The organism is Paenibacillus sp. J31P316 (genome assembly GCF_056269105.1).
This window is the reverse complement of record NZ_JBWDNI010000003.1, coordinates 1-24,072: the sequence shown is the minus strand read 5'-3', so window position 1 is coordinate 24,072 and position 24,072 is coordinate 1. Positions and strand designations below refer to the sequence as shown.

Sequence of the window (24,072 nt, the reverse complement as noted above, 5' to 3'; positions counted from 1 at the left end):
ATTCTTCCACGATTCGATTACGTCATCCGGGCCTGCAATTTAGGTGCCATGTACTATATCGGCCAAGGGCTTCGGGATTATAAGGATAGGGCTCTGTCCTTAGGAAACAAAAAAACCGGCATTCCCTCAAGAATACCGGCAGCAAGGAGCGCCAAGCCTCCGCTTATAGCTTCCTGCCGAACAGGACGACAAAATTGCCGGACTTATAGACGCAGTCCGCATCCGAGAAGCCGGCCCGCGCAAGCCATTCCAGCTGCTCGCCGAGTCCCGACATGCGGTCGATCTTGGTCCGTTCGTACGCGGCATCCAGCTCCGCGCGCGTCAGTCCGCTCGCTTCGATCTTACGCTTCCAGTCTTCCTTATAGAGCGCATCGATGAACGGCGTATGCCCAAGCACCTGATCGGCATTGATGAAGATTCCGCCCGGCTTCAAATTGTCGTAGGCATTCCGATATACAGCCTGCTTGCCCTCGTCCGTAAGATGATGAATCGACAAGCCCGATACAATCAAATCGCAAGCCTGCTCCGCGGTATACGACGTATAATCCTCGCGCACGTATTCAATGCCTGTCCGTCCGGCAAACCGTTCCTTCGCGACGGCCAGCATGTTATCCGACAGGTCGATCAGCGTCAGCCGAGCCTCGGGGTGCTTCCGCAGAAGCAGGGAGGACAGCAAGCCCGTACCCGCTCCAAGATCGAGTATTCGGGGCCGAGATTCCCGCGTCTCCGCCAGCGCAACGGCGGTACCGTAGAAATCGTCAAAGCAAGGAATCAATTTGCGGCGCTGCTCATCGTAGCCGCCGGCCGCGCCGTCGAACGTCGCGCGCACGTGGTTCATATTATCCATAACGTCCACCTCCAAGATTATAACCATCATAATCCGATGAGCGGCGCGCGTGAAATACGAAGTACCTATATCCGTCATTGGTTTGGCCTATGCCTCGGCTGCCACTGCCGGTTATGCAATTACGCAAGTTCTCCCGCGAACGCTTCAAGCGTTTCCAGCGTTTGCACCATATGCTCGATCAGCCCGGGCAGATCGTCCATCTGCTCCTCGTTGATTTTGCGGTTGAAATGCACTTCGATCTCGTTCTGATAGGACGGGACCGCCCCTTCGCCATACAGATAGCTGATCATTTGCGTAGGCGGCATGTCCGTCTGCCAAAGTTCGGTCAACTGCTGTTCTACGTAAGCGCATGTTGCTTCTACCTCTTCCACGGGCATATAGAAACGGAGTCTGACCGCGCAGCCCGGCGATGCCCCCTCCTGTTCCAATAGTTCGGCAGCCAAATCCTTCAGCGACGCCTCCAGCCGAATCTCGGCGGTAATGCCGCTGCCCTTCGCCAGTGTAAACTGCAGCGCGAACACCCGTCCCATGACGGCCATCTCCAGCCGGTCGATGCGATTCGTAATGACGACGCGGGCATCCAAATTGTCCAAGTCGTAAACGTAATTCTCGACGGCCACCTTCAGGTTATCGAATATCGTAGGATCGAACATGCGAACCAGCTCCTTCGTTGTCGGCCAACTAAAGCCTGTCTCCCATAAACTTACGCCAGGCAAACGAAAAACCCTTCCGCTATCGCGAAAGGGTTCGGAATTATGTTCTTGGAGTGCGCCGTCGATCAAGGCACGAACTGCTGCACGATGCGGACGACCTTCCCGTTCTTGATCGTCAGATGATACGGATATGCGCTCACGTCGAGAACGGCATTGTTCCGGTAGATCGCATTGAACTTCGCCAAGGAGATCGATTGGTTCCACTCCGTCGTCGCATCCACCAGGCTGCCCGTACGGTCGTAGATCTGCATGACGACGCCGGCTTGCGGATCCACCTCGAGCGTCTCCAGCTTCTCGTCATCGTTCACGATATAATAACCGTCCGGCGCGCCGTCGAGACCGGAATCCGACTCGCGCTTCAGGAATTCCTCGTCTGCCGCTTTGCCTTCGAACCACTCGATCGGGTCCGCCTGCAGCGTTTCGTGACCGTTCTTCACGTCGATGCCATGGATGAACACCGTAATGGTATCCGGCGTTTGCTTGACTGGCGTGTACTCGTTATCAACAGCCGACACCGTTGAAATGCAAGCCGAAACACCTAGAATGGTCAGCGCGATTGCCAGTACATGCCTCTTCATAACAAACACCATCTCCTCGCATCTGGACGCAGCGTCATCTTCCGTTCCGCATCCGTCTCTATGTCTACTATACCCCATTTAAGAGACTTTGATAGCCGACTTGAGTCTGGTTTTTGTTAAAGTTTAGCTTAAGCCTGCAGCCTTGCGAAACGCATGCGTCGGCGTCCCCTTCACGCCCGGCCGGCAGACGAAAATTCCGCCTGCATGCGGCTGCTCTTCCAACTGTTCCAGCGTTAGGCCGATGCGGGCCGTCGTGATGAACAAGACATCCAGCTCTTCCCCGCCGAACACGCAGGATGTCGCTTTTGCCGCCGGCACGTACACGGCATCCAGCTTCTCGCCGGTTCGCGGATTCCAGCGGGATACCTGCCAGCCGCCCCAATGCGCGATCCACAGCATGCCCTCGGCATCGATCGTCATGCCGTCCGGTGCGCCTTCCTCGCCGGCGAAATCGATGATGATCCGCGGAGAAGCGATGCTTCCGGAAGCCGCGTCGTAATCGAATGCGGTTACGGTCCCTTTCATGGAGTCGATATAGTACATTTCGGACTCGTCCGCATTCCACGCAATGCCGTTGGAGACGCCGACGTTCTCATGCGTTTTGCGGCAGCTCAGATCGTTGTCCAGCACATACAAGGCACCGGCGACGTTCACTTCCGCGTCCTCCATCGTACCGGACCAGAATCGGCCCGCAGCGTCGCATTTGCCGTCGTTAAACCGATTGGCCGGCTTATCCGCCTCCGGGTCCGCCACGCCGGTCAGCTCGCCGGTCCGGCAGTCGTAGCGCTCGAACCCGTCGCGCGTCGTGAGATAGACGATTTCGCCGTTCTCCGCATCGCTTACGACGGCGCCGACGGTTTTACCGATCGGGAACTGCTCGTTGCGGCCGGATGCCACGTCCAGCCTGCCGAAGGACAAGCCTTGAATGTCCACCCAATACAGCTTGCGCTGCTCCGCATGCCAGTGCGGGCCTTCCGCCAATATCGCTTTCGCATCCAGCAGCAGCTCCGCCACATGCGCGAACTGCTTCGCGATTTCTTGCGTCATCGTTCCATCGCTCCTCTATTTGACCGTCTCGCGCTTCTCCCAGCCCTGCTTGAACAGCGGCAGCCAGTTGCCCACCTGGTACGGATGCTTGTCGATCTCCGCCAAATTCAGCTCAACGCCGAGGCCCGGGCCATCCGGCGGCAGCACGTAGCCGTTCTGTACCTTAAGCGGCGGCATCAGCACCTGCTCTTCCCAAGGCTCGTTGAACTCGTCGAATATTTCATGAAGGTAAAAGTTCGGCGTCGCCATGTTCAAATGGCTGCAAACGACGGAGCAGACCGGACCTTGCGCGCTGTGCGGCGCCGTGACGCCGTTATGCGCATGGACCATGCCGCATACCTGCTTCGATGCCGCGATGCCGAGGAACTGCGGCTCCAGCTGGATGATATGAACTGCGTCATGACGCAGCAGCTCCGCAAACTGCTCGCGGGAGTAATAGTCTTCGCCGCAAGCGACCGGTACCGGACTGCGTCTAGCCACCTCCACCATGGAGGTGATGAGATGAGGCGGGACAGGCGCTTCGAACCAGGTCGGCTCGTATTTCAGCATGGCGTCCGCGAATTGCAGCGCGGTCGATACGCTGAAGCGGTTATGCCCTTCGATGAGAATGTCGACGTCGGGACCGACCGCTTCCCTGACCGCTGCGATATTCTCCACCGCCGCCGCAAAATCCTGCCGGCTCACCGTGCGCCAAGCCGCGCCGAACGGATCGAATTTGAGCGCCGTATATCCTTTGGCCGCCACGATCTTGGCTTTCTCGAAGAAGTTCTCCGGCGTGTTCGGTCCGCGGTACCAGCCGTTGGCGTATGCGCGCAGCTTATCGTGGCATTGACCGCCCAACAGCTTATACAGCGGCTGGTTCGTCACCTTGCCCATGATGTCCCAGCAAGCGGTTTCAATTGCCGCCAGCGCGGAGCCTTGAATTTGCCCGCCGTCCGAATAGACGTCGCGGAACAGCTTCAGGCTGATCGTCTCGACATCGAACGGATCGCGGCCGATGACGAGATGCTTCAGCTCATGAATGGCAGCCTCGACCGTCTTGGCGAAGCCGTTCAATGTTCCCTCGCCAAGCCCGGTTACGCCCTCGTCCGTGTCCACGAGCACGAACAGCCAGTTCTTCCATGGGTTCCCCAAAATATACGTGCGAATATCGGTAATCTTCATCCTTGTTCTCCCCTTGCCCCAAAGTGAACTGCTAGCTTCAACGTAGCACAGCGGTGAGGGGGGGACAAGATGTATGACTTGTATACATGAGGCGATTGGTTTGCGTTCCATGACGGATGTCATGGAATGCAGCATTCATCTACATCGGGAGCATAGGCTTGACGAATGGTTTGCGTTCTCCGGCGGAGGCCGGAGAATGCAGCATTCGCCAGCTTCGGGAGCATATTGGTTTGCGTTCAGGCGATTGGTTTGCGTTTCCGTCGCGAGACGGGAATGCAGCATTCATCTACATCGGGAGCATTGGCTTGGCGATTGGTTTGCGTTCAGGCGATTGGTTTGCGTTTCCGTCGCTAGACGGGAATGCAGCATTCGCCAGCTTCGGGAGCATTGGCTTGGCGATTGGTTTGCGTTCTTCGGCGGAGGCCAGGGAATGCAGAATTCACCCCGCTTCGGGAGCATAACCCTTGCGATTGGTTTGGGTTCCGGCAATTGGCTTGCCCTCTGCCTAACGGTTGTCAGCATTGCTAATCCACCAATAACACGGCTTCAGAATCTCTAACGGTTGTGACAGACGTAATGGAGCGCTAAATGACCGATTTGCACAGAAATCTCCCCCATTAAGCTCCCCGGCAACCGCTACCGAACGAAAATGGCCATCTCGAGCAGCTTAGCCCCTGGCACAACCGTTAGCTATAAGGCGCTAGGTTTACAACCACGATCAGAAGCATCTTCCTCTGTACTGGCGATCAACACCCAACGAAGCTGCTTGATTGCAACGGCCATCGTAAGCAGTTTTGATCGTCACGCGCCGATTATGAGATGAAACCCTCAAAACATAATCTTCTTCACATACTCGATATGCGCCTCGATCAACCGTGCCGATAACGCGGCGTCCTGCCCGGCCAACGCGTCCCGGATCTGCCGATGCTCAGCGATGCTGCCGATCAGGCGCCGTTTGTTTTTGACGAACGTCATGCGCACGACAAGCAGGAACTTGTCCTGGATGCGGGACATCACTTCCATGTATTCCTCGTTATCGAGTCCGCCGACGATCATGGCATGAAACTCGCGATCAAGCTCCACATAGCGGGATATGTCATCCTGCCGAATCGCTTCTTCCTGCAGCGCGATGTTATCGTCCAACCGGTGAAAGAACGCGGTATCCATACGCCCCGTCAGCTTCCGGGCCGCGTACGTTTCCAGCGACAATCGCAGCTCGTAGAACTCAAGAATCTTCTTCAGCGACAGCTCCTGCACGAAGACGCCCTGCTTCGGCGACAGCTTGACGAGCCCCATCATCTCCAGCCGGTCGAACGCCGAACGGATCGGCGTCTTGCTCATCCCGAGCAGCTCGCTCAGAAATTTCTCGGACAAGAACATGCCGCCCGGCCATTCGCCGTCCACGATATGCTTCTTCATGACCTGGAACGCCGTCTCCCGCAGCGTGACGGTTCCCGCCAGTTTACTCAAGCCGTCCACCTCCTTTTATGCACATGTTACGTGCGCCGGATCTACTTTCGTCTTCTACGTTTCACGGCCTATGCTATACTTCAACCATACACCGCGATTTCCTGAAAGGAGGTTCCGAGAGGCCGAATGCCCGATTCGACACTCCGCGATCAAGCCTATCATATCATCTATGAACAAATCGTTGCAGGCACGCTTGCCAGAGGCACGGTAACCTCCGAGGTGCAGCTCAGCGCTCGACTGGACATGAGCCGAACGCCGGTCCGCGCGGCGCTGCAGCAGTTAGAGACGGAAGGCTTCGTCAAAATCATTCCGAAGCATGGCGTACTTATTCTCGATACATCCGCGCAGCGAGCAGGAGACCTGCTGGAGCTGATTGCGGCCATGCTGCTGTTCACGGTTATCACCGTTCGGCAATTGGATCCGGAAGAGCTCCGTGAGTGCTCCCGCAACCTAAGCGATAAGCTGCGCAACAATCTTAAAGCCGGTGCACCCGGCGGAAACGATAGAGATCTCTGCGCGTTCGAGCTCTCAGCGCTCAACAGAATCATCGCGCTCAGCCGCAATCGGGAAATGCAGGATACACTGAATCGGTGCGCCTCCCGTCTGTTTTGGCGAACCGCAAGCAGACGCTGGGCAGCTCCGTATCGCGTCGAGACGGAAGAGGCCCTCCAAGCGTTGCTGCTAGGCTTGCCCGCGCCGGGCGAAGCCTTTCAATCCGCGCTGCAGCATTATTTGCACCGGCTGAAGATAACATGGACCTAAGTCATTCCAAGACCATACCGAAACAAACCAAGGCCAAGCTTCTTCGCTTGGCCTTGGTTTGTTTGAATGGTTTGTTTGAATGGTTTGTTACAAACTCACTATTTACTCCCGAACGACGGCGAGACGAATTCCCGGTCAAGTACTTGTCCCTTATCGTTTTTCAACGCATTCGCCGCGATTTTAATTCGATTATGTCCCTCCGTGAACGGCTTGTCGAATAGAATGATAATCGATTGCTCCATTAGAAGAACAGCGTCTTTAGCGCCCAACGACTGATAGGTGATTCCATTATCGGCAGAAAACGTGACGGCTTCTTTGAGCGATTCCATATCAACAAAGTTATTCAACGCCAATCGGTCAAAAGACAAAGTCGCCGTATGGTCATTAGAATAAAATGAACGGTAGCTTAACGCCAAGGATGCCGGATCGGTTAATTCTAGCGGCACGCTGTCCGATAGATTGCCAGAAGAATCAATGGCGACCAGCTTCCACTCTCCTGGCACTAAGCCGGTGGTAACGATAACACCGGGATCTTCGTTGCCGGCGGGCAGGTACACCGCTCTGCCTTGACCGTCTTGAACCAAGGCCGCTATGACAGGTCCCGATTCCTCCGTATTCGCGGGAACCATGTAGCACGTAACCGGTTCATTCGATTGAACTTCGACAGCGATGCCAGGTGTCGCGTAGGATGGCGCGTTCAGCGACAGAACCGGCGCCGTGCGGTCTTCCGTATTCAGAGCCGGGTCCATGTTATGCGACGGAATATGACCGGTCGAGAGATGCTCGGCGTCCATTCGCACGGCTTGACCGAAATACCCGATCGGCTGCAGATCCTTATCGTAAATCGTCACATACACGTAAGCGTCGTTGACTTTGGCACTATTAAATGTATCCGTTTCGTTCCATTCGAGGTCGAATGGCCTTTGCTCGTAGCCCCATGGATTTGCGGATTTTTTGGAACTGTCGTAGCTTGGCGCCTGCATCTTCGGATAGAGCTTATCGGTAAAGACCGTATTGAACGAGTACGAACGAGCACCGGCCAACACGCCGCTTGTCCAGCCGGTCGTATCGAACGATACGTTGAATCCAAAGGTTATATCGGTAATCGAAGGATCCGGAGGTACCGCCGCATCCAGCTCGGCGGTTGTTGCCCGTTCGACCTTCATGCCCCCTTTATCGTCCAGCAAAGGAAGCGGATCCAGGTTATAGGCATAGTCGCCTTCATCCAAAATTTCGTGATCGCGCAACACTTGAATGTAGATCTGTCCCTTTTGTTCCAGCCCCGCGGACCCGGCAACGAAGGAGCAATACAACCAACCTTCTGTCACGGTGCACGATTGCAATAGATCCGAGAGATCGGCCGAACGAAACACATTTACGATATCGCCGGGTTGATAGACGTAGCTTCCAAGCCAATAAGACGGAACGTAAGGCCCGTTCAAGTCATAAAGCGTGGATTTGGTCATCTGGAACGCTTCTTGAATCGTCCGCTCGTATTGAATGTTCACTTCGTAATATTTTTCGTGATGGCCGTCTCCGCTAATAATATAGAAATAGAGATGAACGTCTTCATCGGGTTCAACGTGAACGGAAAATGTCTCTGTTGCTTTCAACGTTCCGTCGATATTGTTTTTCGGATCGTTATAAATAACCGCATAGTGTACGTTGGCAGTTGTTTTCGCTTCTGCTTCGACGGCGACCGGAACCGTCACGGCTTGCATATTGCGTGCCGTATTGATCGAATACAAGACGACGTCTTTTTTAAACCCCGTCCCTAACGCCCTATGGTCGTTATCCCGCTGCGTCAGCGCATAGTCCCCGACCGTCAGCGACTTCAAGAACGCGTCTGTCTGATCCTCGTCTTGTGACCCCGATCCGTTCCCAGGATTGCCTCCGCCCGGAATGCCACCCCCTGGGAAAAATCCACCGCCTGCGGCAGGAGGCGACGTCACTTCGATGCTGTCCTTGGCATCGCCTTCGACTTTATCGGGCGCCTGCTCGAATGTCGAGCCTTCCGCACCCTTGTTCACCGTTGCCGATGTGACTTTGCCTTCGCCGACCAGGCTTGCTACCGCATTCAGCACCAATTCAATCAGCTGCGCGTCCTTACTGATCGTTATCGTGTTTTTGACGGCTTTGGCAGCAACGTCAAGATGCCCAATGGAACCGCTTTGGAGATTCACTTTGATCGTCGTCGCCAGAACGGAGACGTTGCCGAATGCGCCGACCAAGACGACTTCCGCTTGAACCGGAAGCTGGCCTGTCAGCTCGATGTTTTCAAAGCCGACTGCCGTAGCGCCGGATTCTTCGATAACGGCTGCCGATTGCACGACAATTTGCTTGACCGTCGTCGAGCCGGAAGCCACGATACGGACCGAACCGTTTGCTTTGTTCACGATAATTTGGACGAAGACGGAATCTTCCAAATGGACGGAGTGCTCCCCGCCGCCTTCCACGTTCGTCGTGCCCTTAACCGTGACTTGCTTCAGATCCACGTCGCCTTCGCCGATGCCTTTGGCAAGCAGCAGGTTGCCCGTAATGACGAAATTGCGAAGCGTCACGCCGGGAGCCGAAATAACGACGTCGCCGTTTATCGTTTCGGTCGTAGCGGAACTGCCGTACTCTCCGGCTTTATCGAAACTCCTTGTGGAGGTCGATTCGGATTCGATAGCCCCATCGATCGCGACTATAGCTTCGGCACGCGTGATGTTATCCATAGGGCGGAGCTTATTATTCGTGTCGCCTTTGAAAATCTTCTTGCCCGCAAGCGCCGCAAACGCGCTTTGCGCCCAAGGAGAGACTTCGTTTCCGTCGGCAAAAGCCGAAAGATCAGGCTGAGCGATGGCCTGCAGCTTGCCGGCCCCGGCAAGAATAACAGCCGCTTCCTGCCTGGATGCATGCCTGCTCGGAAACGCCTTTCCTCCGTCGCCTTTAAAATATCCGGCTTCGTATGCTGCAGCGAACTCTCCGTACGCCCAATGGTCAGCGGGCACATCGGTAAAAGGCAGCTTAACCGCTTCTTCGGCGTGAATGTTGAACGCCCGATTGATCATCGCCGTCAGCTCGGCTCTGGTTACCGGCGCATTCGGTTTGAACGTCCCGTCGGAATATCCTTTTGCCCATCCGTTGGCCAACCATTTTTGAATCGTTTCATTCGCCCAATGACCGTCCACATCCGATGGTTTCGTCGTTACGACCGCGGCCGAACCTGCCTGCGCGGGGGCAGCTTCCCCGATCGACGACAGCACAGGGACGAATGCGATCATGAAAACAGCCATGAGTAGAACGGACCGCAACCAAGCTTGTTTCACGTTATATCTTCCTCTCTTAATAAAACGAATAAAGACCTTTCCATATCGTAAGTAAAAATCCTATTACTGGCAATAGTCCCGCCGTAAATTTCCTATATTTAGCAAGACACTAGAGAGATTAGGAGATGCCTCGCTTTTACAACCGCCTCCTCCTACAAGTTACTAGATTCTCGTCGTCAAACGCAGAAGAGGCGCCCGCATGATTGAAGGACGCCTCTACGTTCAACTTGCCGGGCTACCTGCCCGCATACTGCCTGATCTGCCGCAAAATCGTCGGATCCTTCAGCTTACGATCCTCCGCCAGCACGATGATCTTCGCCAATATTTCCGCCGTCTTCGGATCCTCGTCGACGAACGGCAGGAACAAGCGGCCGCGCTGCTGGCTGTTCACCGCCAGAATATGCAGTGCGCCGCCGGCGGTCTGATGCACGACGCCGCTGCCGAGATGCACGCTGTATTCGCCGAGCGCGCCTTGAATGAGCGCATGGGCGCTCTTGAAGGTCACATTCCCAAGCTTGAGCAGCGGCACGAGCTCGGCAGCCAGCGCCGCGCGCATGTCGACCGTCGAGAGGCTCGCTTCGGGATCGGCTCCTCCGGCATGGGCCACGCTGACCGCCAAATCGATATCGCGCATGACCTCCGAGAAAATCACGGGCGGCACGTCCGCCAGCGCAATCCGCTTCCACGTATCCAAATCGTGAAATTCGACCGCCTCCAGCGTCGGCGCTTCCACCTCGGACGGCGAGAACCAATCGGCCCGCGCGTACAAGTTCGCCATGATGCGCTGCTTATGATAGACCTTCTGAAGCCCCTCTTCGTGGCTGACCGTCCAGCGCCTGGCCAGGAACAGCGCCGCCGCCTTGCGCGGCTGCACCTGATGACCGCTGTATCGGCTGGATGTCATGCCGTCCGCGCGTTCGTCCTCGGTCAGCAGGTACAACTCCCGGAACACCTGCTTAAACGGCTGCACGACCGCTCCCGCGAACACCTGCCGCTGGAATTGCGGCCACTCGCCGCTCTCGTACAAGTCGTATGCGTGCGCAATCCACAGCCGCCCTTCAGCCGGAACGGCAGAAAGCCCCCCGTCCGACCCGCGCAACTCCCCGTTCGCGAACCATCCCAAGCCTTGCTCGGAGCGGAATACAAGCCGGCTGACCAACGGAGCTAGAATCGGATTCCGTTCCAGCCGGATCAATTCCTCGCACGCGAAGGCCTCCCGGGTCACCATCGCTTGCTCGAAGGCGGCTCTTGCGCGTTTCAGTTGATCCTTCAGCGAAGCTTGCGTTTTCTTGAGCGCCTTGAATGCTTCGAATGCTTTCAAGCCCGCCGGTACCGACTTGAGCGTCTTGCCGTCTTTCGTCACTTCCATGGACGTCTGTCCGAATTCATCGACAGCCAGCGACGCTTCCCATTCGCCGATCGCCTGCGGCACGAAGCAGTGCGATAATGCCTCGAACGCCTCAGCCTCCACATGCCAGATCATTCGCGTCAGATCCGAGAAGCCCGCGTTACGGGACAAATTCTCGAGCGCCAGGTGCACCGCGGCCGCTTCCGATTCACGCCGCAGCGCTCCGAACGTCTTGCTTGTCTTCAGAAACTGCTGCAGCACCTCGTAACGGTGGAGCAAATCCTTCCGGCGCTCGCCGTCCCGCTCCCCCATCGGCACGAGGCCGTAGCAGAGCACATGGTTCTTGTTCCGTTTGGCCACCATCTCCGTTTCCAGCTCCGGGAGCGGAAGCTTGCCCGCGACCGCGTCGGCGAGCAGCTGCGCTCGGCGGTGATTTGCGCCGTTGGCGATGTATTTCGAGCTGTCGTAGACGAATCGGAATCGCTTCTCGCCCAGCCGGCTGTAAGCTTGATGAAACCAATCGATATCGAACGCGCCTTCCTGCAGCTGACGAGGGGCAATCGAAGAATATCGCCCAACCATCGTGACTTTCTCCGCCGTCAAATATTCCGTCGTATGCGCATGGAAATACCAGCAAGCCGAGGATAGTCCCTCCCATCCCAGTACCTGCTCCACAAGCTCGATCCACTGCGGGGCGTACATCGCCGCCTCGATCAGGCGCCGTTCCGGAATGCCGCGATCCTTTAATAGCGCGCGCAGCGTGTTTGCGTCTTCGCCCGGCCCAGGATGAACATGCTTCAGCAGCCGGCTGAGCGATCCCTTCTTCGTGCTTACGCCATACCAATCGTAGCCGCGCGCCAGGGATTCGGAACCCAAACTGAGCAGGCATTGCACAAAATGCCGCGTGCCCTCCAGCCGCTGAATCGCATCCGCCAGATGGCTCACGGGCGTCACCATATCGCCGCGCTTCAGCTCGATCTCCGCGATCCGGTCGACCGCAAGGTTCGTCAGGCGCTGACCGGCCGGATAGGTTGCCATCGGAATTCGCTGATAGACCGACTCGCTCGTCAATCGCTGCAGATGCTCCCTGGCATTGCACCCCTCGAACAGCGTCCGGAAAAATTCATTTTCGCTTATATCTTTCGCTTCAAGCGCCTGCAGCAGCTCCTCCGTCTTTACGATTGGCCGATAATGGTTCTTCCGCTTCAGCCGTTCGAAGCGGAGGCGAATGCCCTCTCGGAAACGCTCCTCCTGCCCGAATGCGGACAACCGGTCGAGCCAGAACCGAATTTCCGCCACTTCGACGATATCGTCGAACTGAACTTCTCCCCTGCCGAATCCCGTACCGGCAATCTTCGGTCCGGCTCCCCGCTGCTCGCGGCCATCGGCGTCCAAGGCATGATAGATCGCCGTAGAGGCCTGATACACGATACGGAACCGCTCCTCTTCCGGCAAATCCATGAACAGCGCACTATACAGCTGGGCAATGAGCCGCCGATAAGGCAGCTTCTCGAGAAAAGCTTGAAGCTCGGGCTGCCTCGATGGCGCGAATAAGGCGTCCAATTGCGGCGTCGGATAGAGGTCTTTAAAGTCTTGCAGCCGATGCTGGAAATGGTGGGGTATTGGAAATAACGGTAGCTCGATGAGATACACGAGCTCGAGGAGCCTCTCTCCATTCAGTACCTGCAAGCGGGCCAGGTCACGCCAATCGTCGGCAAACGGAAACCCATCCATTGGCTTGCCTTTCCCGCCGTGCAAGGTATGATAAGCCCATTCCTCCGTAGAGATCAGCACCGTTCGACGCGAACCGTCCTCCAGCTGATGCTCGAACTCCTCGTGGCGCAGCTCATGAATGCGGCTGCTCCACGCCTGCAGCACCGACTTCAGCTCCTCCGTTCCGGAACGAAAGACGTTCTCGAGCGTCCGATGTTCCGACAGAACCGCATGCTCTTCCGGAAGCGACGGATCGTAGAGACCGAAGCCCCGCTCGGGATCGTCCAAGGCGCTGTCCGATTCCATCAGACTATCCAGGAGCACCTGCTCCCGGGAAGTCGGTTTCTTTAACTCCCGCGCCAGCCCCAGACAGCGACTGAACACCGGACGGAACTTATCGGAATCCCGCATTTGCACCAGGCACTCCAGTCCTGCCAGCCGCTTCTCCTCCTTCTTGTCGACCAACAATCGCTCGATCGTCGCCTGCAGCTCCGGAAGCTCCTGCTTGAACAGCAGCGCCAGCGCGTTCTGGCGCATGTCGCCGGCCTTGTACTGCAGCAGCTGTTCGATGCGTCCGAATTCCGCCGACGTCAGCGCGAGCTTGGCCGCGGCGTTCATAGCCGCGCTCCGCACGGCGCCTCCTTTGTCCCCGAGCGATTCAATCAGCGCGCTGCGCTGCTTGCCGGTCCGCACATGCGACAGGACGGACGCGCAGAAGCAGCCCCGAGTCGACGGACTCATACGCGAAGCGAGCTCCAACAGCTCGTCGCCCATCTCCGGATGACCCGTATCGATCGCGATGACGAGCATATGCAGGCAGACGAGGTCCGCCGAAATCGTATACTGGGAATAATCCGCCTCCCAGAAGGTCAACTGCTTATCCGGTACGATCGCCAGCAATCCTCGAAGCTGGCGAAACAAGACATGATCCGTTTCGGAGGCATCCCTGGACTTATGACTATTTTGCATTAACCCCCATGTATCGGCATAGTCATGCGTCCACAAATTCTCCAGCACCTTGGCCAAGAAATGCAGACGCGTCAGGCCGCCGCCCACGGCATCTTCCATGAAGCCAGAGGCGATTTCATGCTGCAGCAACCCCTGCTGCGTATACTGCAGCAGCTCCATTGCGGCGATCATTTTATACGTTCGGCCGCTGGCTGCCGCCTCGATGATCGGCTTCTGCAGCCATGCCGTCTCGTCTACGGCGATCGACCATAGACCGATATAGAACTGCTGCGCATCTTCGCTTCGCAAGCATGCCGCTGCCGCTTCGCGATCGGTTAGGCAATCGTACGCGTTCTGCAGGCACTTGCGGATCTCTCCCGGCTTCTCGACGTCGAGCACGATTCCGGTCCAGGTCCCAAACGCTCGTACGACCGAAGGGAAGCGGAGTAGATCATCCTCCAGTACTAGCAGAAGCACCTCGCAGAAAGCTTCCCGAGTCGATTCGTCCACGCACTCCAGAATCGTCTGGCGCAGACCTTCCTGGAGCTTTGCTGACAGCAGGAGCTCATAGACCGCTTGCCGAGCTTCCGCATTATGGCTCATCAGGCAGCCCTTAATCATATTCCGCGTGAGTTTCCCGTCAGCGGCATCGCCGCGCATGACGTGCAGAACGGCCTTCAGCAAGCCTTCATCGCCTTGGTCGATGCCAAGCGCGATCCAATCATGCAAGAAGGGATGGTTCGGCGCATCCTTCAGGACGGCATCTGCTCCCCATGCATAACCTTGCGCCGCAAAATGGACCGCAGCCGATAGCCGTCGCAAATTAAGCGAAAGATAGACGCCGGACTGCTGCGGGGAGCGAAAGGGAAGGCGGCTGAGACCGCTCGTATACGGATACAAGACCGCCCGGTCCCATACCGCTTTGAAGAGCGGCGCCAGCTCCTCCCCCAGAAGTTTCGCGATGACGTCCAGCCGTTCCCCCTGCAGCGACTCCCCGATCCGTGTCGTCTGAGGAAGCCAGAAGAGCCGCTCCAGCGCCTGTTCAGCTTCTACCGTCGGCTTCTCCGCGTAATCCAGTATGCACTCAGCCAGCTTGCGCGCAGTCTCCGGCCAGCTTGAAGCCAGCTCGCGCTGGTTCGCGAGATAATGCGCGAGCTGCTGCTCTTGCTCATAAACCGTCAGCATGTTTCTTGCTCCTCCTTATCGATCTACCATAGTCGGCCGGTCAGCATCGTCAGCCGAATGAAGAGAATGCGATCGCGATCATGAACATGCACTGTCGAATGCAGCTCCTCGATGACGTCATCGCCAACGACGACCCTGAACAGTCCGTCCTCGAAAGCTTGGCAAGCCGCAGCCACCGCAGCCGATACGTCCTGCGGATCCGAATGGTATCGCGTGCCGAAGCCGATTTTCCCGCTGTCTCCTTGAGCCTTCAGCTCGTCCTGTGTCAGCAGGCGCACGAAAACTGCCTCCGGCTCTTGCGCGTTATACCGCTGCGTCTCCTGCGTGACGATCATCGCAATGAGATGCCGCAGCGTCGACGGCGGCTCGTCAAGAACAAGCGGTTTTTCCGCGAGCACGGGCAGACGTTTGCCGATTTGTTTGACGCCTATGAATACTTCCATGAGATCGCCTTTCTTTCTGCCATACGAAATGGTAAGATTCGCTATCACTTTACTACTTCTAGAAAATTCGCACTATTTCCTTTATCTAGCAATTATTCTCCACGCAGAAAACACCCCTCGAAGCGCGCTGGACAGGGGACGTTATGCCCTCGGCCGCATTCACTTCGACGGGTGTTCAATGACTGCTAATTATGCGTTAAATTGATTCCTGCTCGACGACTAAACGGTCTTGCTCCACAAGCTTCATGCCGGGAGGCGCCGTTACGAACGTGTGCAGCTCGCCGTCCGCATCCAGATGCCACTTGACCGTAAGCGGTCCAAGCGGCGTGCTTACCGTGCCGCTGCAGGCCCGGATGCCTCCGACCGGCATCGGGGCAATGCGCACGCTGCGGTAGCCAGGTTCGAGCGGCTGCACGCCCAGGACGATTTCCCCGATCCATTTGACCGGCGTGCTCGACCAGGCATGGCACAGGCTCATCCGATAGGAGCCGTAAGCCGTGTACGTCGTCAGGGCATCATGGAAATCCTGCGCTCCGGTAATGTCCAGCTTACAAGCTTCCCAGAAGGTGGTTGCTCCTTCATCGAGCATGCCGCCCCAGATGCGGGCAATCACGTCATGTGCCTGCTCATGTCGTCCATAACGGGAGTAACACTCCGCCAGCTGGAACCCCGACAGCGGGGTAAGCGGGTCCTGCAGCGAGTAGCTCTCAAGGAACGCGACCGCCGCTTCGTCCGAAACGTATCCGCTGGCGATGCCGAGCGTTTTGACGGCAAGCGCGTAATCCGGCTTCAGGAATTCGCTGCTTGCAAGCGACATTAACGGCCAGCTGAATGTCAGCTCCAGCTCAGGCATGTTCGCCGCCAGCTTCTTCAGATCGTGCAACGTCAGCGCATAAATCGCTTGCAGGGCAATCCGTTTCTCCTGATCGGAGATGGGAACCCACTCGACGAGGATGCCGTCTTGCACGAGCAGCCCGTCGCCAGGGCGCGTATTTTGCTGTACCCACCCGATATGGCGCTGCAGCGGCTCCTTCAGTTCCAGTACGAAAGCTTTGTCTCCGGTTTGATCGTAATACTCGCAGACGGTCTTGATCCACCAGAGCGTATATTCGCAGATTCCGTTCATCCAATGGCCGGTTGGCGTGCCGAAGCCGAGCTCCCGCACCGCACGGCGGATAACCGCATAGTCATCCCACAGGAAATAATCGGATTTCGCTGCCAAGTAAAAGTCGAACGTCCAATTGAGCCGGTCCCGCTTAATGCCGTCCCACAAACCGATTTGATGGCAAATCCGGCTCGTATGCGCGGCTACGTCGAAAATCTCATTCATCTGTTTCGAATCGCTTTCCAGCTTGCCGACTTGATTAAGCGCTACGTGAACCGTTTGGAAGGTCAGCGCCAGATCGAACGGCTGGCCGACTTCGCCAAGTACTTGCAACTGAATATAGCGAAAGCCTTGCGGCAGCGTACAAGCGGTTTGACCTGGCTCTACGACCACCCATTCCGTAATGCAGCCATCATAATGGTTCAATTCATGCAGAGACTCGCCGCCATTCCATAGCAATTTCACGGCGTTCAAGCCGTTATTCACGGCGATGAATCGGCAATTGTGCTCCGCCCCGATATCCAGGACGACAGTCGAAGCTTCGTCCAGCGCCAGCTCGTTCTGAATGCTTCGCATGGCCTTCCATTCGTTCTGCTTGCGAAGATGATAGAACAGCTGAAGCTGCTCCTGCTCCGGAATCGTAAGATTCCCGTCCGCTCCATGCAGTCCCGTTAGCTGTAACGACGAGCCGCTGACGGAAGCCTGTATCGCATGTCCCTGGAGCAACGTGACATTGCTCAAGTCGTAAGACCGAATGTCGCCGAATCCGCCGATAACGAACGACGAAGGACTATTCTCCAGATCGCCGAAAGGCTCCTCGCCAAGCAAACAAATCAATGCGGCCTGCGATTCGTCGGCGTTCCATGTCTCGTCATCCGTAGCCAACCATAGCCCCTCGCCCTGCAAATACGCGATTGCGCCAACCCGGCGATCCCACAAATAATAATTCACTTCCGCAAGCGGAACGATCTCGCTACAGGTCAGCTCCAATCGAAGCTCGTGCTCCCCGGCTGCCAACGTTCCCGGGAATGATATGATTTGCATGAATGCGCCGGCGTTACCGGCTTGTTCGTCTACCGTTGCAATCAGTGCTCCGTCGAGCAGAATGCGTGCTCCGCCCGTAAACGCGGTATGGAAGGAGACTTGGGTAATATCATGCTCCGCCTTGAACGTGCGGGTCAGAACGAGGCTGAGCCTCTTCTCCCGCTCTGGATGCCAGATCCATTGCGGCAGCTTCGTATCGATAGAATGCGTCTCCATATTGTTCCTCTTTTCAATTACGATTTAACGGCGCCCGAAACCATACCCTCGATGTAATATTTCATGCCGAATAGAATGACGAGAATGGTCGGCACGCTGCCGATGATATAAGCTGCGAAAGAAAGACCGATATCCGACCGGCCCGATTTGTTCAAGCCGACCGCGGCCATCGTGAACGTCTGCTGCGATTGATCCAGCACGATAAACGGCCACAGGTAATCGCTATAAACGGCTAGGAACGTGACGATACCGATGGTGACGAGGATCGGAACGCAGAGCGGAAGCGCGACCCGGTAATACAGATAAAATTCGCTGCCCCCGTCAATCCGCGCCGCTTCGAACAGCTCCTCCGGGAGCGACTCGAACAAGGTGCGGCAAAGCATGATGCTGAGCAGCTGCGTGCCGGAGATATAAGGAAGTATCAATCCCCAGAACGAGTGCGTCATATGCAGGTTCGTAATGATCGCATAGAGAGGAACGACAGTAAGAAGCGACGGAATCATCATGACGCCGATCAGCAGCATATAGAGCGGCCCTTTAAGCGGAAATTTATGTCTGGCGAACACGTATCCCGATAACGAACCGATCAGTACGGCGCCTCCCACGGTAATAACGCATACATACAACGAGTTTCCAATGCTGGATCTGACGGCTTTCCAGGCTGCCGTGTAATTCTCGAAATGCAGCTTATCCGGCATGCCCCAGAAATCGATCAGCACCTCCAACTGCGTCTTGAACGAGAAGAAAATGAGCAATAAGAACGGTACCAATGTCAATATGAGCAAAATGGTGAGCAGAACCCCACCCGTCCATTTCGTTAATGAACTAGTCATGTGAGCGCCCCCCTTTTTAATAGTCCGTTTTCAGGAATTTCAAGTTGAAAATCGTGAGGACGAGGATGACCAAAAACAACGCCACGCCGATTGCCGATCCGTAGCCGTATTGTGAGCTGCCGAAGGCCGCATTGTACATAATCATTGCCGGATTGGTCGTCGCGACGCCAGGTCCGCCGCCGGTCATGATCATTATTTTCACATAGTCCTGCAAGCTGCCGAGAATCGTCAAGATAATAACGATTTTGAATTGCGGCATAAGAAACGGCAAGTGCATCTTCGTAAACACATTCCAGCCATTAGCTCCGTCGATACGGGCCGCTTCGAGCTGCTCCTGGTTCATGTTGCCGATCGCCGCATAGAAAATGAGAAACGGAAGCCCGGATATAAATGGCAGTCCCATCATGACAATGGACCATATCGCCGTCTTGTCTTCGCCCAGCCAAGCATGCGTCGAGTTAAAGCCCAGAACGTGAAGCAATTGGTTCAACAGCCCGTTCGTGGGATCGTAAATATTTTGCCAGAGCAGGATCGATACGACGCCCGGCAATAGCATTGGCAAGATAAACCCGGTTCGAAACAAGTACTTAATTTTGTTACCGCCGACCAAATAGACCAGCTCTGCTCCAACCAGAGGGAATACAACCGCTTTAAATACATCCGTCAGCGTATAAATCAGCTGGTTTTTCGCGCCCGTCGTGAAGGAACCTTCGGTAAACATCTTCTTGAAATTGCCTAGTCCTACCCATTCCGATGTAACGAGGTTCCATTTCGTGAAGGAATGGAACAACGCAAGGAGGACCGGATAGTACAGAAATGTCGCGATAAACAGAAACGAGGGAATCAGAAACAAATACGAAATTCCGTATCTTTTCCACTTGGCCAAGTTCATCGGTTGGATCTCCTTTGCATGGCAAATGACTTGATTAAATGAGGGGACGGGGGTGGCTTTCGCCACAGCCCCGTCGCCGTTTGATGCGGATTAAGGATTCGTTTTCGGATCCAGGTCGATTTTGTTGTCCTTGATGTATTGCTCATTCGTTTTCGCCGCGAGAGCCGCTCTCTTCTTCAGGTAGTCCGTGATCGAGAGTTTGTCGTTGTAGTACTGCAGCTCCAAGCTCTTCATTTCTGCCGTCGCGTTTGCTTCAGCGGTAGGGTTACCGCCTGTCAACAGACTGATTGGCGTCATGTTACCGGCAACCAAGAAGCCTTTCAGGTAAGCATTAACTTCGTCGGACAGCGTTACGCCTTTGACCAAGCTTGGGCCTTGAACGAACTGACCGGCATCGATCGTCGCCGTGAATACTTTTTGAGCTTCGGCAGGCGAATACAGGAATTGCAGGAAGTCCTCGGAGCGTTCAACCGTATCCGTATCCTTCTTGTTCGTTACGGACAGTTGGTGACCCGGTACAAGAATACCGCGCGGATGCCCCGGGAAGTTCGGATCCGGTGTTGCAAAGTCAGGGAACTTGAACGTTCCCCATGGGAACGATTTGTCGCCCAGCGACTTTTGATCCTTCAGGATCTGACCGACCTGCCAGCTGCCGTTCCAGTATGCGGCTGCTTTGCCGGAGATGAACAATTGATACGCATCGGCATCTTTCATCGTTGCGTAGCCTGGTTGCAGGAACGTGGAAAGTTGTTTCAGCGTCGACCATGTTTTCTGTTCAGCTGGGCCGTTAACGTCGTATTTTCCTGATTTCCACAGCATGAGCTGGCGTTCCGTGCTGCCTACGGCGCCGATATCGAAGAATGGATTATCGACGGCATATGCCACTTTCGAGTTAATCGCATTGACTTGAGGCGTGTCAATCGCGTCGCCTGTCGTAACTAGCGTTTCAGGCACATATTGACGCGTCGACCAGTCAAGGAATGCGCCGACCATCCAGCCTTCATAGTCACTGCCAGTAGCTTGGGACATCGCGAGCGGAATGACGCCCGAATCCTTCAGCTTTTGAAGATCCGCGAACAGATCCTCCCACGTTGCCGGTGCGTCAGCAATGCCTGCTTTCGTGAAAATGTCTTTGTTGTAGAAGAAGCCTGTGCCGACGAGATCGAACGGAAGCATGAAGATGTCGCCGTCCGATGTATATGCATACGGCCAGTAGGCGGAATCAACGCCGTCCCACAGCGTAGTATCGTTGTTATACGGATTCGGCTTCTTAACGAGATCGTTCAGCTTCAGAAGAAAACCTTTCTTGACGTTGTTCGCCGGGCTGTCGCCGAGCAAGTTGGCATGCACGATATCCGGTGCATCGTCGCCGCCAGCCGCCATTTTCGCTTGGAACGATGTTTGGTAGGTCGTATTATCCGAGATGATATCGATTTTGACGGTCGTTTCCGGATGCAGCTTGTTGTAATCCTCAGCTGCCACTTCCAGTCCGGCCGTGTAGTAGTTCGTAATCGTCGCGAACGTAATCGTCTTTTTCTCTTTTGCGGGCTCGTCGGCTTTGTTGTTATCCGCGTTATTCGCCGGTGCATCAGTCGAGTTATTCGTGTTCGCTGGTTGGTCATTCGCAGTATTCGCCGGCGTATTCGTCTTCGAATCATTGTTGTTCGATCCGCATGCCGCAAGCAGCGTTGTCGAAAGCACGGCCGTGGTAAGTATTGCAATAACTTTCTTGTTTTGCATGAACTTAGCCCCCCAGAATGAATAATGATGACTTAGGCTGTACACTTAAAACGTTTTAGAATGAACTCTCTTATCGCGAACCATCACCTCGAGAAAGATGATTCATCGATTGTAAGCACTTACAAATGCTTATAGACACATCTTACCATTAGAACATTACTTCTAACAACATTAAACTAAAACGTTTTTTATAACTATCAAACCCTTGATCTTACTGGGGTTGAGAGCAAAAATTCATAAAAACGCTTTCAAAAATTGATACGAACAACTGACTCCATATAAAACGTTTTTATGAAATTTAATCCTATTCTATCGCGTAGATACCCTCTACGAATCTCGCCGCCCCTGACAGACAGTCGATGGCCCTCACCAACATCGTGATAAGCGGCCCCCATCGAAGTACCACGTCACGGCTCAGGCAGGAAGGCATTGAGCAATCCGAGATCGACAGACTAACGTTCACGAAGTGATAATATACATCCAGTATACGGGGACGTTTAAACGACGGACGAGGAGCGTTGAATCATTATGAATATGGCTGAACTTAAGCGGTTTATCATCTCCATCGAGATTCAAGCCTTAAAGAAAGCAATCGTAGACGGAGAAGCGGACAGTCCCATTTACGTGTTGGTCCGAGAGAGGATCGAAAACCTCGAGCGTGAAGGAAGATGGATCGATCAGTACGGCGACGGGTTGCCGAAATCTCGCCCCTCTTCGTCTAACCTCGTTATTCGGAGCGCGGTCGCGGATGACATCGATATGCTGCGTGACGTCTATCGCCGATCTTCGCTGACAAACGAAGCCGACCGCCATCTTATCTCTGCCCATCCCGAATGGCTAGTGTGGGACATCGCTATGCTGCCCTTCGCGCATGTCGCTGTCGTTGACGGCAAGGTTGTCGGCTTCGCGTCGGCGCGTCCGGTCGATGATTACCTCGAACTCGAGGATTTGTTCACCGATCCTGACTGGATGCGCCAAGGCGTCGCTAGTGCGCTGATCGCTGACCTTGCGCGTCGCGGATTGCGAATAGAGGTAACCGCCAACCTCGCGAAAGCATTTTACGAATCGGCGGGGTTCGTCGTCGTCGGTGCCGCGAACACACAGGGCGGACCTGCGCTACGGATGCATCTCGATATCACGCGAAGTTGATTTATTAGTTGACGTCCTTATCGCGCATCAATCGTAACAACAAAAAAAGCCCCTTGTTTGCACAAGGAGCTTTGGCGATTAGATATGGTCGGGATGACACGATTTGAACATGCGACCCCCTGGTCCCAAACCAGGTGCTCTACCAAGCTGAGCTACATCCCGTTAATGCTAATCTGCTGTGAAGAAAATGGCGCGCCCTGAGAGATTCGAACTCCCGGCCTTTTGATTCGTAGTCAAACGCTCTATCCAGCTGAGCTAAGGGCGCAAATATGGAGCGGAAGACGGGAATCGAACCCGCGACCCTCGCCTTGGCAAGGCGATGCTCTACCGCTGAGCCACTTCCGCATAATGATGGTGCGCGTAGAGGGACTTGAACCCCCACGGTCGCCCGCCAGATCCTAAGTCTGGTGCGTCTGCCAATTCCGCCATACGCGCGCAAAACAAGTGAGTCATGTAGGATTCGAACCTACGACACCCTGATTAAAAGTCAGGTGCTCTACCAACTGAGCTAATGACTCGAAGAAAAATGGTGCCGGCGATAGGAGTCGAACCCACGACCTACTGATTACAAGTCAGTTGCTCTACCAACTGAGCTACACCGGCATGGTGATAAAACGTTTGAAGAATGGTGGCTCGGGACGGAATCGAACCGCCGACACGAGGATTTTCAGTCCTCTGCTCTACCGACTGAGCTACCGAGCCGCTTGAGCAAGTGAATTAATGGCGGAGCCGACGGGATTCGAACCCGCGGTCTCCTGCGTGACAGGCAGGCATGTTGGGCCACTACACCACGGCTCCGTAATATTCACTTCGGAACTTGTCCGATAATGTCTGAATTGGTTGCGGGGGCAGGATTTGAACCTGCGGCCTTCGGGTTATGAGCCCGACGAGCTACCGGGCTGCTCCACCCCGCGTCGTTAATCAAGCTATTCATGGTGGAGGCTGACGGGATCGAACCGCCGACCCTCTGCTTGTAAGGCAGATGCTCTCCCAGCTGAGCTAAGCCTCCATGCTGGTGACCCGTAGGGGACTCGAACCCCTGTTACCTCCGTGAAAGGGAGGTGTCTTAACCACTTGACCAACGGGCCTTACTTTCATTAAAACAAGATCTGGCGGAGAAGGAGGGATTCGAACCCTCGCACCACTTACGCAGTCTAACCCCTTAGCAGAGGGTCCCCTTGAGCCACTTGGGTACTTCCCCATGAATGGCTCCCCGAACAGGACTCGAACCTGTGACAACTCGATTAACAGTCGAGTGCTCTACCAACTGAGCTATCAGGGAACGGTATGTAAACTCGGGCAACTTCCACCTTGAAAACTGGATACGAACCTTTGCGAAAGGTTTTACTTAGCTGAGATCAACAAGCATATGCTTCCGAAGCAGCTTTCACTTCGTGATAGCTTTTAGGATAAGCCCTCGACCGATTAGTATTCGTCAGCTCCACACATTGCTGCGCTTCCACCTCGAACCTATCAACCTCGTCGTCTTCAAGGGGTCTTACATACTGGGAAATCTCATCTTGAGGGGGGCTTCACGCTTAGATGCTTTCAGCGCTTATCCCGT

The 24,072-nt window shown here is 55.3% G+C and carries 15 protein-coding genes, 13 tRNA genes and 1 rRNA gene; 2 read left to right on the top strand and 27 right to left on the bottom strand.

The features are described 5' to 3' along the window. Positions 1-163: 163 nt before the first annotated feature. From AC0YNU_RS11330 to AC0YNU_RS11305, 6 genes are all read right to left on the bottom strand, one after another. Positions 164-847 carry a class I SAM-dependent methyltransferase gene (locus AC0YNU_RS11330; protein WP_475756332.1) on the bottom strand — a complete coding sequence of 228 codons (684 nt, stop codon included), beginning with the start codon at positions 845-847 and terminating at the stop codon, positions 164-166. A 119-nt stretch (positions 848-966) separates the two neighbouring features. Beyond that, the gene (locus AC0YNU_RS11325; RefSeq protein ID WP_475756330.1) at positions 967-1,500 is read right to left on the bottom strand and encodes a hypothetical protein; all 534 of its coding nucleotides are present in this window, start codon (positions 1,498-1,500) and stop codon (positions 967-969) included. A gap of 125 nt (positions 1,501-1,625) precedes the next feature. Beyond that, a complete protein-coding gene (locus tag AC0YNU_RS11320; RefSeq protein ID WP_475756328.1) occupies positions 1,626-2,138 on the bottom strand; it encodes a hypothetical protein in 513 nt (170 codons plus the stop codon). 123 nt (positions 2,139-2,261) lie between these two features. After that, on the bottom strand, positions 2,262-3,185 hold the full coding sequence (locus tag AC0YNU_RS11315) for an SMP-30/gluconolactonase/LRE family protein (RefSeq protein ID WP_475756324.1): 924 nt from the start codon (positions 3,183-3,185) through the stop codon (positions 2,262-2,264). 15 nt (positions 3,186-3,200) lie between these two features. Next, positions 3,201-4,349 (bottom strand): mandelate racemase/muconate lactonizing enzyme family protein, encoded by a 1,149-nt coding sequence (locus AC0YNU_RS11310; RefSeq protein ID WP_475756322.1) that lies wholly within the window; start codon positions 4,347-4,349, stop codon positions 3,201-3,203. 828 nt (positions 4,350-5,177) lie between these two features. Then, complete coding sequence (locus AC0YNU_RS11305; protein ID WP_475756320.1) at positions 5,178-5,819, bottom strand: GntR family transcriptional regulator; 642 nt, start codon at positions 5,817-5,819, stop codon at positions 5,178-5,180. Positions 5,820-5,945: 126 nt separating this feature from the next. On the opposite strand from AC0YNU_RS11305, the gene AC0YNU_RS11300 reads away from it, so the two are divergent. After that, positions 5,946-6,581, top strand: coding sequence for a GntR family transcriptional regulator (locus AC0YNU_RS11300; RefSeq protein ID WP_475756318.1), 636 nt, complete (start codon positions 5,946-5,948; stop codon positions 6,579-6,581). Positions 6,582-6,679: 98 nt separating this feature from the next. Here the strand turns inward: AC0YNU_RS11300 and AC0YNU_RS11295 are convergent, their stop codons facing one another. The 7 genes from AC0YNU_RS11295 to AC0YNU_RS11265 form a co-directional block, all read right to left on the bottom strand. Next, positions 6,680-9,892, bottom strand: coding sequence for an S-layer homology domain-containing protein (locus tag AC0YNU_RS11295; protein ID WP_475756314.1), 3,213 nt, complete (start codon positions 9,890-9,892; stop codon positions 6,680-6,682). Between the two features lie 235 nt (positions 9,893-10,127). Continuing rightward, positions 10,128-15,086 carry a DUF5724 domain-containing protein gene (locus AC0YNU_RS11290; RefSeq protein ID WP_475756311.1) on the bottom strand — a complete coding sequence of 1,653 codons (4,959 nt, stop codon included), beginning with the start codon at positions 15,084-15,086 and terminating at the stop codon, positions 10,128-10,130. A 23-nt stretch (positions 15,087-15,109) separates the two neighbouring features. Beyond that, entirely contained in the window at positions 15,110-15,529 is a 420-nt protein-coding gene (locus AC0YNU_RS11285; RefSeq protein ID WP_475756308.1) for a hypothetical protein, read from the bottom strand. 196 nt (positions 15,530-15,725) lie between these two features. Then, positions 15,726-17,894: an alpha-L-rhamnosidase-related protein gene (locus AC0YNU_RS11280; protein WP_475756304.1), complete on the bottom strand. Its 2,169-nt coding sequence runs from the start codon at positions 17,892-17,894 to the stop codon at positions 15,726-15,728. Between the two features lie 17 nt (positions 17,895-17,911). Further along, the gene (locus AC0YNU_RS11275) at positions 17,912-18,727 is read right to left on the bottom strand and encodes a carbohydrate ABC transporter permease (protein ID WP_475756301.1); all 816 of its coding nucleotides are present in this window, start codon (positions 18,725-18,727) and stop codon (positions 17,912-17,914) included. A 16-nt stretch (positions 18,728-18,743) separates the two neighbouring features. Next, positions 18,744-19,619: a carbohydrate ABC transporter permease gene (locus AC0YNU_RS11270; RefSeq protein WP_475756297.1), complete on the bottom strand. Its 876-nt coding sequence runs from the start codon at positions 19,617-19,619 to the stop codon at positions 18,744-18,746. A gap of 90 nt (positions 19,620-19,709) precedes the next feature. Further along, positions 19,710-21,359 (bottom strand): ABC transporter substrate-binding protein, encoded by a 1,650-nt coding sequence (locus AC0YNU_RS11265; RefSeq protein WP_475756295.1) that lies wholly within the window; start codon positions 21,357-21,359, stop codon positions 19,710-19,712. 528 nt (positions 21,360-21,887) lie between these two features. On the opposite strand from AC0YNU_RS11265, the gene AC0YNU_RS11260 reads away from it, so the two are divergent. After that, the gene (locus tag AC0YNU_RS11260; protein WP_475756293.1) at positions 21,888-22,508 is read left to right on the top strand and encodes a GNAT family N-acetyltransferase; all 621 of its coding nucleotides are present in this window, start codon (positions 21,888-21,890) and stop codon (positions 22,506-22,508) included. Between the two features lie 85 nt (positions 22,509-22,593). Here AC0YNU_RS11260 and AC0YNU_RS11255 read toward each other — a convergent pair. From AC0YNU_RS11255 to AC0YNU_RS11190, 14 genes are all read right to left on the bottom strand, one after another. Continuing rightward, a tRNA-Pro gene (locus AC0YNU_RS11255) sits at positions 22,594-22,670 on the bottom strand. A 26-nt stretch (positions 22,671-22,696) separates the two neighbouring features. Then, positions 22,697-22,773, bottom strand: a tRNA-Arg gene (locus AC0YNU_RS11250). Positions 22,774-22,778: 5 nt separating this feature from the next. Further along, positions 22,779-22,853 (bottom strand) — tRNA-Gly (locus tag AC0YNU_RS11245). A gap of 7 nt (positions 22,854-22,860) precedes the next feature. Next, positions 22,861-22,943: transfer RNA gene (locus AC0YNU_RS11240), tRNA-Leu, on the bottom strand. A gap of 10 nt (positions 22,944-22,953) precedes the next feature. Next, a tRNA-Lys gene (locus AC0YNU_RS11235) sits at positions 22,954-23,026 on the bottom strand. A 9-nt stretch (positions 23,027-23,035) separates the two neighbouring features. Continuing rightward, positions 23,036-23,111: transfer RNA gene (locus tag AC0YNU_RS11230), tRNA-Thr, on the bottom strand. Positions 23,112-23,134: 23 nt separating this feature from the next. After that, positions 23,135-23,210, bottom strand: a tRNA-Phe gene (locus AC0YNU_RS11225). Between the two features lie 19 nt (positions 23,211-23,229). Continuing rightward, a tRNA-Asp gene (locus tag AC0YNU_RS11220) sits at positions 23,230-23,306 on the bottom strand. 39 nt (positions 23,307-23,345) lie between these two features. Further along, positions 23,346-23,422 (bottom strand) — tRNA-Met (locus tag AC0YNU_RS11215). A 19-nt stretch (positions 23,423-23,441) separates the two neighbouring features. Beyond that, positions 23,442-23,517 (bottom strand) — tRNA-Val (locus tag AC0YNU_RS11210). Positions 23,518-23,521: 4 nt separating this feature from the next. Further along, a tRNA-Glu gene (locus AC0YNU_RS11205) sits at positions 23,522-23,596 on the bottom strand. Between the two features lie 22 nt (positions 23,597-23,618). Next, a tRNA-Ser gene (locus AC0YNU_RS11200) sits at positions 23,619-23,709 on the bottom strand. A 5-nt stretch (positions 23,710-23,714) separates the two neighbouring features. Then, positions 23,715-23,790, bottom strand: a tRNA-Asn gene (locus AC0YNU_RS11195). Positions 23,791-23,913: 123 nt separating this feature from the next. Then, positions 23,914-24,072: ribosomal RNA gene (locus tag AC0YNU_RS11190) — 23S ribosomal RNA — on the bottom strand; the annotation flags it as partial.

Coding starts and splice junctions, on each gene's coding strand:
- AC0YNU_RS11300 (WP_475756318.1), top strand. CDS start 5,946: ATGCCCGATTCGACACTCCGCGATCAAGCCTATCATATCATCTATGAA.
- AC0YNU_RS11265 (WP_475756295.1), bottom strand. CDS start 21,359: ATGCAAAACAAGAAAGTTATTGCAATACTTACCACGGCCGTGCTTTCG.
- AC0YNU_RS11320 (WP_475756328.1), bottom strand. CDS start 2,138: ATGAAGAGGCATGTACTGGCAATCGCGCTGACCATTCTAGGTGTTTCG.
- AC0YNU_RS11275 (WP_475756301.1), bottom strand. CDS start 18,727: ATGACTAGTTCATTAACGAAATGGACGGGTGGGGTTCTGCTCACCATT.
- AC0YNU_RS11330 (WP_475756332.1), bottom strand. CDS start 847: ATGGATAATATGAACCACGTGCGCGCGACGTTCGACGGCGCGGCCGGC.
- AC0YNU_RS11310 (WP_475756322.1), bottom strand. CDS start 4,349: ATGAAGATTACCGATATTCGCACGTATATTTTGGGGAACCCATGGAAG.
- AC0YNU_RS11280 (WP_475756304.1), bottom strand. CDS start 17,894: ATGGAGACGCATTCTATCGATACGAAGCTGCCGCAATGGATCTGGCAT.
- AC0YNU_RS11290 (WP_475756311.1), bottom strand. CDS start 15,086: ATGCTGACGGTTTATGAGCAAGAGCAGCAGCTCGCGCATTATCTCGCG.
- AC0YNU_RS11260 (WP_475756293.1), top strand. CDS start 21,888: ATGAATATGGCTGAACTTAAGCGGTTTATCATCTCCATCGAGATTCAA.
- AC0YNU_RS11325 (WP_475756330.1), bottom strand. CDS start 1,500: ATGTTCGATCCTACGATATTCGATAACCTGAAGGTGGCCGTCGAGAAT.
- AC0YNU_RS11285 (WP_475756308.1), bottom strand. CDS start 15,529: ATGGAAGTATTCATAGGCGTCAAACAAATCGGCAAACGTCTGCCCGTG.
- AC0YNU_RS11315 (WP_475756324.1), bottom strand. CDS start 3,185: ATGACGCAAGAAATCGCGAAGCAGTTCGCGCATGTGGCGGAGCTGCTG.
- AC0YNU_RS11270 (WP_475756297.1), bottom strand. CDS start 19,619: ATGAACTTGGCCAAGTGGAAAAGATACGGAATTTCGTATTTGTTTCTG.